Source organism: Methanospirillum stamsii (genome assembly GCF_003173335.1).
GTDB classification, from domain to species: Archaea; Halobacteriota; Methanomicrobia; order Methanomicrobiales; family Methanospirillaceae; genus Methanospirillum; species Methanospirillum stamsii.
Genome location: NZ_QGMZ01000010.1, coordinates 194,842 through 210,018 on the forward strand (window position 1 = coordinate 194,842; position 15,177 = coordinate 210,018).

Sequence of the window (15,177 nt, forward strand, 5' to 3'; positions counted from 1 at the left end):
TTATTTCATGACTTTTGGGCACAGTATATAACTTATGCATCTGCTCCTTGGCATTGGAAATGACCTGCTTGGTGATGACGGGGTAGGCCCATATATCGCAGACCACTTCAGGAGCAGTAACTGGATAACCATCAATGCAGGAATTGTTCCGGAAAATTTCACAAGTCCGGTCAGGAAACAGAGCCCAGACAGCATTGTCATCGTTGATGCAGTGGAAATGGGACTAAAACCCGGAAGCATTCGTATCATCCCTCCGGAGTCAATCAAAGACTGTGGCACCGGGACGCATCAGATAGCTCTGAACTTTATTACCGACCAGTTTTTATCCTTCTGTCCGGAGGTGATTTTTATCGGAATACAACCGGGTTCACTCGATCCTGATTCTCCTCTCACAGATCCGGTCAGAAAAGCTGCGGAGTGCCTCTTGTCTGTATTACCGGACCAGAGGTTTGATACAATAAAAGAACTTCAAAGTGATAAAAGATAGAACAAGTTTGATGTTATCTCGCGGATTATACTATAATCAGACCTGAAAGTGAATACCTATGCAATATGAGAATGTCGATAGTGCAGAGATGGCTGAAATTGCATTGTCACAGGCAGTTGATGACCATATTGAAAAAAGCCAGGAGGTCATTGACCGGATATCTGAACTTGAAGGACTCATTCTTCACTGGAACCAGGAAGATGTCAGGGAACTGAAGAAATATATCCAGGAGATGCGGGTTCTTCTCTTAAATCACTTTAAAGTTCAGATAGATAATTTCATCAATATGCGAAAAATTCCGGGAATACATGTGCCGGAAGAAATAAAGCAGATGTACAAGGTTATATCCGTAGACAAGAAAGGAGTTGCGCTGTATGGCGTCGAGATGGATAAAATCGCGTACTATTCTAAAATTACAGACCATTATCAGAAGAAGAAAGAAGAAATGGTAAAAGCTGCTCAGGCGGCAAAAGACAAACTCAGGAAATAATCTCTCTTTAAGCCATCTCATCTATTCTTCAAGAGCACGAAGGAGAGCAACACATCCTTTTTTATCAAGCGGTTGATTGTCATTACCACATTTTGGCGAATAAATACAGGCCGGACACCCGTCTTTGCACCGGCATTCCATCACCATGGATCTTGCATTTCTGCAAAGTTCTTCATAAATATCATATGCCCGCTCAGATAGCCCTATCCCTCCTTCATACCCGTCATAAATAAAGATAACCGGTTTTCCATCGGCTTCCGGGGAACATATCGTTGAAAGACCACCTAAATCCCACCGGTCACATAGGACATGGTACGGCATCATCGCTATCAGGGCATGCTCAGCCCCATGGAGAGATCCTTCAATATCCCGGTCAGCCGAAACTGATTGTATTCCTGCATACGAAAATTCGATCCAGACAGAAACCGTTTCAAACGTAATCGGAGGTAATGAAAGAGACTCGGTTGAGATAGTTTTCTCATCAACCATTCTTCTGTATCCATGATACCATTCCGAGACATTGACCCGGCCTAAAACGAGGGTTCCCGCCTGAATGGTCCGGCTCTTTATCCTCTCAAGAACCGTAATCCCGGTCTGATGATTCACCTTTGTATAATAACCGGGATCCTCCTGCCTGGCTATTATACGATGGTTTTCATGATCCCAGGAACTGACCATGTACCGTTCTCCCTGATGAAGAAGAACAGCACCCGGATGTGCCTCCCTACATGCCTGCCTCATATCCAGTGTCTCGATAATCCGGGAACGAACCGCTACAGTCCAGACCTCACTTATCTGTGATAATGACACAAGTTCGCTGGCTCTTCTTCTCCCGGTATAAACAAAACCCCGGGCAGTAGGGGCTATGAGATTATTATCCTTAAGTGCCTCCAGTTGACCGGATATTCCAATGCCAAACCATCGGGTGTCTATTTCAGGTCTTACCGGTAGTTCTGCAGATGCACAAAGGAGCTGACCTGAGAGGATATAGGGATTTTTGATGTCAATTATAGCATGTTCATGAGGACGGGAGAAGAATTCCTCCGGATGCCTCATGAAAAACTGGTCAAGGGGGTTTTGCATCGCAATAAGAATTGCCATGGCATCTGAAACAGACCGTCCCGCCCTTCCGGCCTGCTGCCAGACTGACATCATGGTCCCCGGATACCCGGTCATGATAACCGCATCAAGTGAACCGATATCAATACCAAGTTCCAGAGCATTGGTTGAGACCAGGCCCCGCATCTTCCCTTCTTTCAGCTTCTTCTCAAGTTCCTGCCGCTCAATTGGAAGGTATCCGGCCCGGTAGGCAGCAATGCTTTTTGCTTTTTCAGGGGAACGTCTCATCAGGCTGTTTTTTGCCCACAGGGAGACAAGTTCAGTCATTCTCCGTGATCCGGTAAAACACAGGGATTGAAGCCCCGAATCCACCAGTACCGAGAGAATCTCTGCACTTTCTGAGTACACCGACCTCGGTAGGGACATCTCCCGGTACGGATTATAGAGAATGAAATACCGATCACCGGTCGGGGCGCCACTCCGCTCAATAACAGCCATATCTCTTCCGGTAAGGCGAGATGCAAATTCTGCAGGGTTGGCGAGGGTTGCTGACGAGAGAAAAAACCTGGGTGATGAACCGTAATGCTCACATATTCTGAGCAGACGACGGATGAGCAGTGACATACTGCTTCCGAATACCCCCCGGTACTGGTGTGCCTCGTCCAGGATGATGTACCTGAGCCGGGAAAAAAAAGAAGACCACTGCCGGTGCCAGGGAAGAATCTGGTGCAGTTCATAGGGATTCGTGAGAACGAAACCGGCCTGTGCCCTGATGAGTGGCCGGTCATGCTGGGGTGTGTCTCCGTCGTAAATCGCCGGATCCAGATGTATTCCGGTCTTTTGTTCAAGTTCCCGGATAGTTTTTAACTGGTCGCGGGTCAGTGCCTTTGCCGGATAAATCGCAAGAGCGGTTGCGTCCCGCTCATCTTCTCGGACACTAAGAAAAGGCAGGATAAATGCAAGCGTCTTTCCGGATGCGGTAGGGGTACAGAGGATGACGTCATCTCCTGCTGTAATGGCATCAATGGCTGCCCCCTGGTGTGAATATAATGTGATATTTTCACGTAAGAGCCATTCTTTAACTCTTGCCGGAAGTACATCAGGAACCGGACAGAAATCCGGCGGATGTGCAGGTATTTTTTGGATGTGCGATATGTACCCGGAAAACCTTGGATTTTCAAGGAGATGATCAAGTAAACCGGAGACGCTCATACCATTCCACTCCTAGGCGGGAGAGAAGATATGCAAGGCTTACTACATCCTGCCGGTTATGTTCAACAATTGGTACAACCGGACCTGGATTGCCCGTTTCCATGTATCTGCAGTACCATTCCGGTACAAGGGCACCGGGAAGGTCTTCACTTCTGGATATCTGTAGATATTTTTTTTCAAGAGTAGAGAGGCGGCAATCAGAAATTTCGCGTTTCCAAAGCCTCCGGGATGGATGCAGCAGATCAAAATGGGGAACCTGAGGCAAAGAAGGCAGACCATAATATGCCAGCCGATCCGCGATATAGGGTATATCGAAAGATTTTCCGTTAAAGGTAACAAGAACCGCATCATCCGGAATTAATTCGAGAAATGCAATCAGAGCAGAGACTTCCTCTCCGATATCACGAAGAAGAAACTGTCTGACCTGAAAAGTTCCATCTTCAAAGTATCCAAGTCCTATGAGGATGAGTGGCCTTCCAAAGATGCCCAGTGTTTCAATGTCAACAAACCGGAATTTGCTCAAAGGGAAGAGGCAGGAACAGAGCAGGCTGAAGGGATGTGCAGCACCTTTTCTTGCTGATAACAGCCGGAAGATCTCCACAGAATCTCCGGAAAGGGCCTCAATGATACAGGACGCTGCTGACCTGTACCTTCGCATGTATGCAAGGTTATCTATCGTCCGGCACCCTCTCGACTTAAGCTGTGCCGATACTGCAGGCCCTATTCCTCTGACAAGGGTAAGTTCATGCTTTAAAAGGGATTTGAAACCGGAAATATCTACAGATATACTCGGGGCGTCCTGGCTGGAATCAATGACATAATATTCGCCTTCAGAGTTCGTTAAGGCGGTTCCGGAAAAGCAATCTTCGAGGGAGAAACCATCATAATCCTGGCACAATCGTGTGAGAAGGCGGTGCTGGGAATGAAATACTGACTCCTGCACCGGATACTGACTAATGCCCTGCCTGAAGACATTGTCATGGAGAACCACGGAATATTCGGGGGAGGCACTAATCCGTTCCTGCCACCTCCTTCCAATCCCTGCCAGGTCTGCTCCGGACATAATTACCAGAAAGTTCACCAAAGAAGAATATAAAGTGAGATACCCGCGGGGTGAAAGTAAACAGGAAGAAATGATTATTTTTTTACCTGTTTATTACAGGGTATTTGAAGATTTATCCCTTTTACTGCATCATTACCTTCCTGGTATGCATCAGAAAGAGCAGTTGGATGACCGGTTATTCCCTTGTATCCATCCATGTTGCCGGCCAGAATATCAGTGCAATGAGAAAACCCTAAGATATTAAAAAGAGCATTAAGCATCGGAAACGTGGTATCAAACACATCTTCCTGGTCCATCCCGGCAGTAGAGAGAAAGTATCCACGCCGGAGTTTTTTCTGGTCAGGAGTTATGATGTGTGAATCAAGCAGAAAATGCCGGACCCACAGGTAATGGGCACGGTCAATAAACGACTTGAGTTCGGTAGTAATACCCATGGTATAAATCGGAGAACTAATAGCAATACAATCTGCGGATATTAACCGGTCATAGAGTTTTTTTGCATCATCATCCATAATGCAGATTCCATTCAGATGACAGGCATTACAACCCTTACAGGAAGAATAGGTAAGACCGGAGAGGATTATCTTTTCCGCTTCGCCTCCTGCATCAGCGGCTCCCTGCAAAAAACTGTCTAATAATTGTTCGGTATTGCCTTTTCGTCTGGGACTTCCACACACACCAATAACAGTTACTTTTCCAGGGTTCATGAACAAAGCCGCTCCTTCATCGTCTGCACCAGCCTTTGTGAGAGTGCAATTGCATCATCTTTTGCCGTTGGATGATTTAACACCGCCCCTTTTTCATCAACATTTCTGACCATCAGGTACGACAGGTCACGATTTTTCACCTCGATGACATGAAAAAAGCATTTCACTACCGGAACAGCCGCATCAAAAACATAATCCCAGTCCTGCCCTGCTGTGGAGATAAACAGACCAAACCGTTTACCTACCCGTTCCAAAGGAACCACCGGTAATTTCAGGACATATTTTCTGGACCTGAATACCTGGGCTCGGTCAACAAGTGCTTTTGCCTGGGCACAGATACTCATACAGTAAATCGGAGCTGCAAGGATGATTAAGTCCGCTTCAATTATCTGCTCTGAAAGCGTGTCCATACCATCATGATTGATACAATAATTGAGTTTTTCACAGGCATTACACCCTCTGCATGGCTGAATATCTGCATCATTTAAAATGACTTTCTGGACGGTGATGCATGAGTCCGTCTCCAGTTCTTCAATCACAAAATCAAGGAGTGTTTCAGAATTTCCATGTCTTCGGGGACTACCTGCTATCGCCAGAACTCGGATATTATTCATACAAAAAAGTTAGAGTTTTTTAAAGCAGAGATACCAGTCTTTACACTCATATCCCTCTGAAAGACGAACTTTTGCAGCCTCAGTGGTCAGAGGTGCAGGCACAACGACATTATCTCCGGGCTGCCAGTTTGCCGGTGTAGCAACACCTGCTTTATCGGTTGTCTGCAGGGCTTTAATCAGGCGGATGACTTCAGGAATATACCGTCCGTTACTGAGTGGGTAATAGATCATTGCCCGCAATATCCCTTTATCATCGATGAAAAATACTGCACGGACAGCGGCAGTCGAACTTTGTCCGGGATGGATCATACCGTACATTGATGCAACGTTCATGTCCAGGTCTGCAATAATTGGGAACGGGATCTCAACACCCATCTTCTCTTTGACGTTCATCACCCATGCAAGATGGGAATGAACACTGTCAATAGAGAGTCCGATCAACTGGGTGTTTAGTGCCTTGAATTCATCATGAGCTTTAGTAAATGCAATAAACTCAGTTGTACAGACCGGAGTAAAGTCAGCAGGATGTGAAAAGAGCACCACCCATTTCCCCTTCAGGTCTGATAGTTTCATCTTGCCATGGGTTGTTACTGCTTCAAAATCCGGTGCAGGCTCTCCCAGAATTGGAAAACCTACGCAATCGCACTCATCATCATCATCGTAGTTCATGGTACCACAAAAATCTCCTCTTCGATCACTTTTCCGTTTACATAGGCAGGCATTCCGGCCAGAAGATACGCAACACGCAGTGCTTCTTCGACTTCTTCTTTGGTTACGCCAAGGTTTTTTGCACCTGCCATCTGTGCTTTGATTGCATGCTGATCACGCATCGATGTAGCAATCGCAATAGCAATGAGTTTTTTAGTTTTTCGGGACAGGGCTCCGTCATCCCAGATATACTGATCAAGCTTGAGAATCATCTCGTGCATGTCAGGATCAGTTTCAGCCAGTTTTTTAAAGATCTTGGGAACTTTCCCTATCTTTTTTTCAAGATCATCCATTCCGGAAGTCATACACGAATCACCCCTGCAGAACCATCGGTTCACCACAGCAGATAAGTTCTCCGCCTCCGACTTCCAGGACTTTTACCACATTACCACAGATTTCACACTCGAAAACCTGTCCTTCATCAGACACATTGACCATAAGAATTTCCTCCAGATGAAAATGTTCGTCAGGCGTTACCCGGCAATATGCCAATTAAAAAAAGAATATTACCGTTTAGGTGGATTGATTGCATCCTCAGGGGTTTTCACATCAGACCGGATGTGAGTCATGGGGAGGCAGTCATACATCTCACAGGCACAAACAGGACATTTTCTCAGGTCCTGCTCAGCCTCGGTAAATTCAATTGCTTTGCCACAATCAATGCAGACGTATTTTCCGGGGCCGACTTTATCGCCAGCCTTGACCTTCTTTTCTTCGGCCATGGTTGTCACCATATCAGTAATCATTCTTTTCCTTTAAGAATGATTCGCATCCGATTTTTTCGATATTTGGAGGATATTATGCATTAATGCAAATTTATGCTCTCCGATTTCCGGGGCCCTGATATCACCGGATAGGTTCATAAGGGTATAACGTATGAAGAGTATTGTATGAAACCGCAGATTGTTGCGCTTCTCGGAAGCCCGCTCCCCGAAGGAAATACGGCTAAATTACTGAAAAAGGCTATTGAAGGGGCAGAAGAAGCAGGATGCGGTATTACTCTCATTGATGTCCCTTCACTTGAATTTTCTTCCTGCAGGGAGATGTATTATTGCCGTGAACAAAAGTCCTGCATCATGGAAGATGATATGGGGAGAATGTACCCGCTTTTAAAATCCATGGACAGCCTGATTATTGCAACTCCGGTGATGACGATGGGAGTCCCGGGCCATCTTAAATCATTCATGGATCGCTGTCAGGTATTTTATTGCGCAAAATATGAACGAAAGGACTCTCTCATCCCAAAAGAGAAGAGGAAGTTACGAAAAACGCTCCTTCTCTCGATATCCGGAATGAATCTGCCGAATAATTTTGATGGAATCACCATAACCACCCAGGCATTTTGTGATATTATTGACTGTCAGCTTTCAGATGAACTGTTAATCCGGGATATGGATAATAAGGTTGACCTTGACCGGTATCCTGACCTGATGCAGGAAGCATTTGATAAGGGTTTTAATCTCGGAAAAAGACTCACAAATTCGGGATGATTTATAGATATCCAAGACTCCTCAGGGAGTTAAGCCCCCCTTTTGTTATGATGAGGTGATCCAGCAGGGATATTCCAAGAAGGGTTCCGGAATCTGCAAGTTGCCTGGTTACCTTAATGTCTTCAGAACTCGGGTCAGGGTTTCCGGACGGGTGGTTATGGGCACATATTATTGCAGCTGCCCGGTCAGTAATTGCGTCAGCAAAAACCTCCCGGGGATGTACCAGACTATGGTTTAACAGTCCCTTTGTAATGATTCGGGTATTGATCACCTCCGATGCCCCGTTCAGGGTGATGCAAACAAAGTATTCCTGCTCTTTTTTGCGAAGTTCTGTAATTATCGGTATTTTTTCGATATCTTCAGGTCCGGTAATCTTTATCACAGTAGGAGGTTCGGTGATGCCATACCTGCGGGCAAATTCAAAACATGCCATCAGTATCGCAGCTTTCGAAGGCCCTATTCCATCAATCTCAAGTAATTCATCATATCCGGGAAAGTTTTCAGGTTTTATTAATGCAGCAACTTTTTTGGATAATGAAAGAACATCATTCTTTTTCGTCCCCTTTCCGAGAATAGCTGCGATGAGTTCATAATCACTGAGTGATGATGCTCCCTTTTTCTCAATTTTTTCTCGCGGACGATCAAGCGGATTAATTTCAGTTATTCGTTTTGCAGCCATTGATGAGCTCATAACTTTTAACCGGGTTTACTAATGAGATTACTGAAGTACAGGATTTACTCGAAACACTTATCCGGCAGGGTTTTTAAAGTATTCAGTATGACAACGAAAGACGACCTCATGGCCGGCTTTGCCGGAGAGTCACAGGCAAACAGAAAATACGCTTCATTCTCTAATAAAGCAGCAGAAGAAGGTTTTACAAAGGTTGCAACTCTTTTTAAGGCAGCCTCACTTGCTGAGGAGATACATGCACGAAGGCACCTGCAGGTATATGGGATCCCTTCAACAGTAGAAAACCTTAAAGCAGCCATCGAAGGAGAAACTGAAGAATTTACACACATGTATCCTGAATTTGTAAAAAGATCGCAGGAGGAGGGAAATGAAGATGCAACCCGTTCATTTACCTATGCCATGAAGGCGGAACAGGTTCATGCCGGACTCTATGAAAAAGCTCTCTCTGCAGTGAAATCCGGGAAAGATCTCGAAGTATCCAAAGTATTTCTCTGTCCTGTCTGTGGGAATGTTGCACTTGAATCTGCACCAGGGGCATGCCCTATCTGTGGTGTTCCGGGTAAAAAATTCCAGGAAATTACCTTATAATCACCTTATTTCTTTTTTAAAAATTTTCAAACCGAAAATTCAGAGAAACCTGATTTTTCAGAAGACCAAAATTTATATTATATAATCTTATTTTAAAAGGACTCCTGAAAAAATACCTATTAGTCAGGAAAGATGCAAGATGATGTGTTCACTTCTGGCATCCTGGTGCTGATGCCACAGCGAACTACGGAGTGATTTACCATGAAAAAACTGATTGTAACCGGCCTTCGGACCTGCGAAAGAAAAGATCTCGTATATTCAGAAATCTCCAAATATATTTCAGAAATCGGCGGAGTTGAGGAAATAGTATCAGGAGGATCACAAGGCGTGGATCTTTTTACAAAAGAATATGCACAGGAACATGGAATCAAATTCAAGGAATTCATCCCAGACTGGGAGAGTTTCATCAATGGTGCCAGTTTCATCCGTGACGAGCAGATGGCATCATATGCTACACACCTGCTGGTGCTTTCAAACGGAATCAGTAAGGAGTCCAAAAACCTCATCTCTGAAGCACGTGCAAATAACCTTCAAATTAAAAATGTCGGAGGATTTGAAGGAAAAACAGATTCAGATACCACCTTCACCGGCGCATTTCCAACTTTCTACTAATAACCCATACATACGAAAGACTCTATTACCATACATGAGAAATACCCTCATTTCTCATATATTCCTCTTAATATCAGTATTTTTCTTATTTATTTAATAATTATTGGTTCATGATTCATCGGTGCAACCTGTGTTCCCGATACAAATCATCAGTTTCATCTGTCTTTACAGCATGGTTTTTTACATAGTACTGGGGAAACCGGACCTATGAAAAAAAATCCTGACAACCCATTATTGCAGATCCTGATCGTTGAAGATAACCGGACTCAGGCAGAGTATCTGCGCCATCTGCTTGAAAAAAAAGGGCATATGGTCACCATCACCAATAACGGATTTGAAGCACTTGAAAATATCGGCTCCATTAACCCTGATATTATCCTGACCGATGTCATGATGCCGGACATGGACGGGTTTACTTTATGTAAAAAATTAAAACAGAGTGAAGTTACATCCCACATTCCGATAATCCTCGTCACACACCTGTATAGTCCGGTCGATGTCATTAAGGGACTTGAGGCAGGAGCAGATAATTTCATCATCAAACCCTTTGATCCGGAGAATATTTTTTCCAGGATCAGCAGCATCATGCTGGCAAAAAACCATGTGCAGACTGAAGAGGCATTAAAACCACTTGATGTTGTCTTTTCCAGTGAAGTACACACCATATCGTCAAGCAGAATGCAGATACTAAATATTCTCCTCTCTACGTACGAAACCGCAGTAAAGAATAACAGTGAACTTCAGGTTGCGCATGAACGCCTGCATTATACAAATGCCCAACTCCAAAAAGTAGTCGAAGACCTCCAGCAGACAAATGAATCATTACACCTGAAAAACCTGGAACGTGAAAGACTGGAATCATCCCTCATCTCCGCCCAGGAAAAAATAAAAACAATTTCCGAGGTCATAAACCAGGTAATCAGCTCACAGGTTCAGGTTGCGTACGATGCTCTCTGCATTCCAAAAAAGACGAAAGGGAAAGATGAAGCAAAAAAAGCAGGAACAGATCCCTGCCTCCTCATGCTTCACGGCATAAAAACCCTGAAAAACGCAATATCCTATCTGGATAACGGCAATGAGCCGGGAAGATGGCAGAGCATCCGTAAACTTATCAATGAGAGCATTGATCCAATCAGATTACAAAGTATACGATATAATAATCTGATTCCGGAGGATGTTGAGATCTATACTAATCCGGGTCTGTCAGTCTCGACGAGACAGGTAATTTCTTCGCTACATGAACAGAAACAAAAGCCCTCCGAGATAAGGTTTACATTCCACCTCCAGGAATCCGGATATGCCATTATCGTGGAGGATAACGGAGCAGGCATTCCTGAATCAGATAAGGAACGTATATTTTCTTTAAAGGAGGGACAGAATGTTATGCCGGATCTTTACCTTGTTAAAGAAATACTGTCATCATATGGATATGATATACACGAGACCGGGGTTTCAGGCCAGGGAATCAGGTTTGAGTTCTTCTGTCCGGAAGGAGCTGTCCGTTTTTCATCTGATATCGATCTTACAGACACAATCTGATGACTAGCAGATAATAAAAACCTGAATTCCAGAAATTTCGAAAAGAGGTATCTTTTTTTCAGGGGGTGATGAGGAAGGGAACATTTCTCTTGTTCCAGGAGAATTATTGTTCACCACTGATGAGATATTTAATATCGGCCCCTGTTTGTGTGTGTGTTTTAAGCGTTCAGAGCGGACTCCGGCTCATTGTCAGAGAATTTCTCCACCCATATGAGCATAACAGATACACCGTATCGAAATTAATATCTGTATAAAAAGGAGTCCAAAAGAATAAGTCTTAATAATGAAAACATAAAAGCGTGGAAACAGGTAATTCACAAACATACCAGGATATTCTGGAAACGTTTAAATTAGGGAAAAAAGCCCTTACAATATCTGATATCTCCAGGCTTTCAGGCCACCATCGACATACCGTTGCCCGGTACCTTGATAATCTGGTTCTTTCCGGAAAACTGGAAATGCGTCAGCACGGACAGAAAAAGAAATACTATATCTCTGATATTCAGCCCGAATCATCAATTTTGAACTTTTCTCCCCATATGCTCATCATCCTCAATACCGACCTCTCAATCAGATGGGCCAATAACTCATTTTTGCGGATGATAAACACCAGTATCGAAGCAATTTCAAATTTAAGCATTGAAGCACTTCAACTTGATGAGTTATTCGGGCCCGAACTTCTTGCTGCAATCCGTACAGTAAGTCCGGGGGATACCAGAACTGAAGAAGCAAGGATAGAACATGATGATAAAGTCACCTTGTACCTGTTTACCATCTCATCCGTGGCTTTTTTCCAGGAGCGCCCAGCTCTTGTAATCACCGGCGAAGATATCACAGAAAAAAAAGGCCTTCAGGAGGCGATTCGGACCAGCGAATCAAATCTCAGGGTAATTACTGAAAGTGTCCATGATATGATAATCAGATGGGAACCTGACGGGACCATCACGTATGTTTCTCCGGCATGTGAACTCCTGACCGGGTATGTATCTCAGGAATTAATGGGCAAAACCATCGTTGAATTTATTCATCCGGAAGATATTCCAAGGTTCCAGAACGGGAACGATGAACAGGCTGTAAACTGGTCACGACTTCCTTCTTCATTCAGGTTCAGGACACTGAAAGGAAAATGGATCTGGTTTGAGACTACTACCACCCCAAGGCTTTCAGAGACCGGAGAGGTTCTTGACTATATTTCAGTATGGCGTGACATCACCGCATGGCTTGAAGCAGAAACCAAACTTGCCCTGAGTGAAGAGAAATATCGTCGTCTTTTTGAAGGTGCAAAGGACGCAATCATCCTGATGGAACTGGCCGAAGACCTGAACCATGTCAGGTTCAGGGAGGTGAATAATCTTACCTGCCAAATGACCGGATATTCATACCAGGAATTTTTTAACCTCTCGCTCTACGATATGATTCCAAAAGCCCAATGGAATCTCTTTAAGAACGTGACTGAAAAATTCAGGGAAAATGAACAGGCATTTTTTGAAATTGATATCATGAGAAAGGACGGGAGACACATTCCGGTTGAAATTAATGCTCATCTTTTTTACCTGCAGGGAAAACCCGTCGTCCTTGCAATTACCCGTGATATCACCGAACGAAGAAAGACCGAAGCAGCAATCAGGGAAGCTCATCAAAGACTGGAAGATATTCTTGAATTCCTTCCAGACCCGGTCTTTGTCCTGGACACTGAAAGCAGGGTCACTGCCTGGAACCGGGCAATGACAGAACTGACCGGAGTTACAAAAGAGGAAATAATCGGAGAAGGCGATTATGCATATGCTTATGCATTTTATCACCAGAAAAGACCGGTTCTTGCGGATTATATCCTGCACCACGACGAATCAGTATTATACCGGTACAATAATCCGGAAACCTCAGACAATGTGGTGACGGTTGATGTTCAGACCTTTCATCCGGTTACAAAGAACAGGATCTGGTTATGGATTAAAGCTGCCCCGATATACGGACTTTCAGGAGAGATAATCGGCGTTATCGAGACACTCAGGGACATTAGCGAACGAAAATTGATGGAGCTTGAGATACGAAAACAGAATGCGATATTCGAAGCATTAAGCCGGGCAGCGTCAGATATTCTCCAGTCATCAACTTTTGAAGATGCTGCTCTTCGAACCATCAGCCATATCGGAGAGGCAACCTCGGTAAGCAGGGTCTGCCTCCTGGAAAAATCCCTTTCAACAAGTGTTCAACTGATAAAATCTGAACTTGAATGGAACGCAAAGACGGGTAATGCCGGAAGAACAAGGTCACCCTTTTCTCTCCGGTCAAAAAACGAAGAGGAAGAATCGGTAATACAGACCGTATTTAAAGAGGAAAAACCAGTTTACAGCCTGGTAAAAAACCTTGGAGATGGTGACAGACAGGTCCTCGAACCATACGGTGTCCGGTCAATCCTTTTGGTTCCGGTGAAAATTCACCAGGAGATCTGGGGTGCTGTTGGTTTTCTTGAGTCCCATTCTGACAGAATATGGAGCAGAAAGGAAATAAATGCACTTGAAATCGGATCTTCGCTGATTGGGAGCGCAATCATGCGGTTTAAAGCCGGAGAAAACCTGGAAAAGAGTGAAAAGCAGTTCAGAACCCTTGCACAGAATATTCCCGGCATCGTCTTCAGGGTTTCACTTGCCGGATCAGATATGGAGTTTTATAATGAACACCTCGAGTCGGTCACCGGGTATTCGGCAAAGGAACTTGCAAGCGGACAGATAAGTTCCCTCATTCCTCTTATCTTCCCGGACGATAAACAGCGGGTCATTGAAGTGAAAAAGGAATCTATTAAAACAGGAGAGCCATACGAGATTGAATACCGCATTATCGATAAATTCGGTCATATCCGGGTGATGAGTGAACGGGGAAGGCCGGTCTCTGATGAATCCGGACTGGTAGTGAGTATTGACGGAATTATTCAGGAAGTTGCCACAGCATAACGCATCAGGTACTCAAAAGATAACAGCTTGTGAGATACAAAACCGGCAGAATTACAACATAACCGGAATCCCAAATGAACAAGATAGGTTATTTAATAGAGGGTGGGAGAGCCCCGAAACCTAAAGAGGTTATTCACCAAATGCTTCTTTAAAATCAAGTTGATTAACATTATACCGGAAATGCCTGCGGATAGCAACACTTCTGCTAATCGGGTTAATTCTGGGAAGTTCTTTTTTCGTTTCCGTCATTTCATGGTAGATGAAAAATTCACCTACATCGTTTTTATACATAAAAGAACCACGTTCTTCTTTTTCTCCAATCAAAATAGAGACTCTCGTGTCATACAAATGACCATCAATAATACGTTTCACAAATACCTACGCAAAAAATTGCGCCTATTATGAATGAGGTAAAAGAATAAAGATGTTCCCCCAGCCAAAATTCTAATTTCAGGAGATTCCTGCTTTCTTCATTGCCGGCACATATTGCTGATCAATCATTGATAAATGCTCATTTATCCAATTGGTGAGAAAAATCGTAACTTCAGCGGTCAGTGCTTCATCCTGTAGATCATATTTTTCAGAAAAGTCCTTCACTTTTTCTGCAAAGTCCTCATGATAGCGATGATGCTGGATAAGCCCTGAAAAGTCTGCTTTTTTCATGAGGGTCTCTTCGGTGGTAAAATGATATCCGGCATATTTTGTCATCTCATCTATGACATACTTAAGCTCATCTTTTCCTTTTTTCTGAAGTAATGCTTCAAACATCCTGTTCAGCAAAGAGATCAGATGTTTATGCTGATTATCTATCGATTCAATACCGGTTGCATACAAATCATCCCATATGATAAATGCCATACATGATACTGACTCACAAAGATTATGAATGCACCGGCATGACTGAATAAAAAAACACCCATGAGGCTCCGCCTCATGCTTAACTCATGAAAAACTGTAACCTCCAGT

Annotated in this window: 18 protein-coding genes; 7 read left to right on the forward strand and 11 right to left on the reverse strand. The window is 44.0% G+C overall.

The features are described 5' to 3' along the window. The first annotated feature begins 34 nt into the window (after positions 1–34). Positions 35–487 carry a hydrogenase 3 maturation endopeptidase HyCI gene (locus DLD82_RS05160; protein ID WP_109940037.1) on the forward strand — a complete coding sequence of 151 codons (453 nt, stop codon included), beginning with the start codon at positions 35–37 and terminating at the stop codon, positions 485–487. Between the two features lie 58 nt (positions 488–545). Beyond that, the gene (locus DLD82_RS05165) at positions 546–977 is read left to right on the forward strand and encodes a hypothetical protein (RefSeq protein ID WP_109940038.1); all 432 of its coding nucleotides are present in this window, start codon (positions 546–548) and stop codon (positions 975–977) included. Between the two features lie 21 nt (positions 978–998). On the opposite strand, the gene DLD82_RS05170 is transcribed toward DLD82_RS05165, so the two are convergent. From DLD82_RS05170 to DLD82_RS05205, 8 genes are all read right to left on the reverse strand, one after another. Next, positions 999–3,248, reverse strand: a complete 2,250-nt coding sequence (locus DLD82_RS05170; protein ID WP_109940039.1) for a DEAD/DEAH box helicase — start codon at positions 3,246–3,248, stop codon at positions 999–1,001. Next, positions 3,226–4,311: a ribonuclease H-like domain-containing protein gene (locus DLD82_RS05175; protein WP_109940040.1), complete on the reverse strand. Its 1,086-nt coding sequence runs from the start codon at positions 4,309–4,311 to the stop codon at positions 3,226–3,228. Before DLD82_RS05175 ends, DLD82_RS05170 begins: the two co-directional genes overlap by 23 nt. Before the next feature lie 74 nt (positions 4,312–4,385). Beyond that, the gene (locus tag DLD82_RS05180) at positions 4,386–5,018 is read right to left on the reverse strand and encodes a flavodoxin family protein (protein ID WP_109940041.1); all 633 of its coding nucleotides are present in this window, start codon (positions 5,016–5,018) and stop codon (positions 4,386–4,388) included. Continuing rightward, positions 5,015–5,632 carry a flavodoxin family protein gene (locus tag DLD82_RS05185; RefSeq protein WP_109940042.1) on the reverse strand — a complete coding sequence of 206 codons (618 nt, stop codon included), beginning with the start codon at positions 5,630–5,632 and terminating at the stop codon, positions 5,015–5,017. The genes DLD82_RS05180 and DLD82_RS05185 overlap by 4 nt, the downstream gene beginning before the upstream one ends. A gap of 9 nt (positions 5,633–5,641) precedes the next feature. Further along, complete coding sequence (locus DLD82_RS05190; RefSeq protein WP_109940043.1) at positions 5,642–6,301, reverse strand: peroxiredoxin; 660 nt, start codon at positions 6,299–6,301, stop codon at positions 5,642–5,644. Next, on the reverse strand, positions 6,298–6,645 hold the full coding sequence (locus DLD82_RS05195; protein ID WP_109940044.1) for a carboxymuconolactone decarboxylase family protein: 348 nt from the start codon (positions 6,643–6,645) through the stop codon (positions 6,298–6,300). The genes DLD82_RS05190 and DLD82_RS05195 overlap by 4 nt, the downstream gene beginning before the upstream one ends. A 7-nt stretch (positions 6,646–6,652) precedes the next feature. Then, positions 6,653–6,778, reverse strand: a complete 126-nt coding sequence (locus DLD82_RS05200) for a desulfoferrodoxin FeS4 iron-binding domain-containing protein (protein ID WP_109940061.1) — start codon at positions 6,776–6,778, stop codon at positions 6,653–6,655. A gap of 68 nt (positions 6,779–6,846) precedes the next feature. After that, entirely contained in the window at positions 6,847–7,086 is a 240-nt protein-coding gene (locus tag DLD82_RS05205; protein ID WP_245920370.1) for a zinc ribbon-containing protein, read from the reverse strand. A 144-nt stretch (positions 7,087–7,230) separates the two neighbouring features. Here DLD82_RS05205 and DLD82_RS05210 point away from each other — a divergent pair, with 144 nt between their 5' ends. Next, a complete protein-coding gene (locus DLD82_RS05210; RefSeq protein ID WP_109940045.1) occupies positions 7,231–7,830 on the forward strand; it encodes a flavodoxin family protein in 600 nt (199 codons plus the stop codon). A 1-nt stretch (position 7,831) separates the two neighbouring features. Here the strand turns inward: DLD82_RS05210 and radC are convergent, their stop codons facing one another. Beyond that, complete coding sequence (gene radC / locus DLD82_RS05215; protein ID WP_245920371.1) at positions 7,832–8,521, reverse strand: RadC family protein; 690 nt, start codon at positions 8,519–8,521, stop codon at positions 7,832–7,834. Between the two features lie 87 nt (positions 8,522–8,608). On the opposite strand from radC, the gene DLD82_RS05220 reads away from it, so the two are divergent. From DLD82_RS05220 to DLD82_RS05235, 4 genes are all read left to right on the forward strand, one after another. Beyond that, positions 8,609–9,109 carry a rubrerythrin family protein gene (locus tag DLD82_RS05220; RefSeq protein WP_109940047.1) on the forward strand — a complete coding sequence of 167 codons (501 nt, stop codon included), beginning with the start codon at positions 8,609–8,611 and terminating at the stop codon, positions 9,107–9,109. A gap of 201 nt (positions 9,110–9,310) precedes the next feature. Continuing rightward, on the forward strand, positions 9,311–9,721 hold the full coding sequence (locus tag DLD82_RS05225) for a DUF2493 domain-containing protein (RefSeq protein ID WP_109940048.1): 411 nt from the start codon (positions 9,311–9,313) through the stop codon (positions 9,719–9,721). A 207-nt stretch (positions 9,722–9,928) separates the two neighbouring features. After that, on the forward strand, positions 9,929–11,260 hold the full coding sequence (locus DLD82_RS05230; protein ID WP_109940049.1) for a response regulator: 1,332 nt from the start codon (positions 9,929–9,931) through the stop codon (positions 11,258–11,260). A gap of 299 nt (positions 11,261–11,559) precedes the next feature. Continuing rightward, positions 11,560–14,211 (forward strand): PAS domain S-box protein, encoded by a 2,652-nt coding sequence (locus tag DLD82_RS05235; RefSeq protein ID WP_109940050.1) that lies wholly within the window; start codon positions 11,560–11,562, stop codon positions 14,209–14,211. Positions 14,212–14,340: 129 nt separating this feature from the next. On the opposite strand, the gene DLD82_RS05240 is transcribed toward DLD82_RS05235, so the two are convergent. Continuing rightward, positions 14,341–14,583: a hypothetical protein gene (locus DLD82_RS05240; RefSeq protein ID WP_109940051.1), complete on the reverse strand. Its 243-nt coding sequence runs from the start codon at positions 14,581–14,583 to the stop codon at positions 14,341–14,343. A 78-nt stretch (positions 14,584–14,661) separates the two neighbouring features. Further along, positions 14,662–15,069, reverse strand: coding sequence for a bacteriohemerythrin (locus DLD82_RS05245; protein ID WP_109940052.1), 408 nt, complete (start codon positions 15,067–15,069; stop codon positions 14,662–14,664). Between the last annotated feature and the right edge of the window lie 108 nt (positions 15,070–15,177).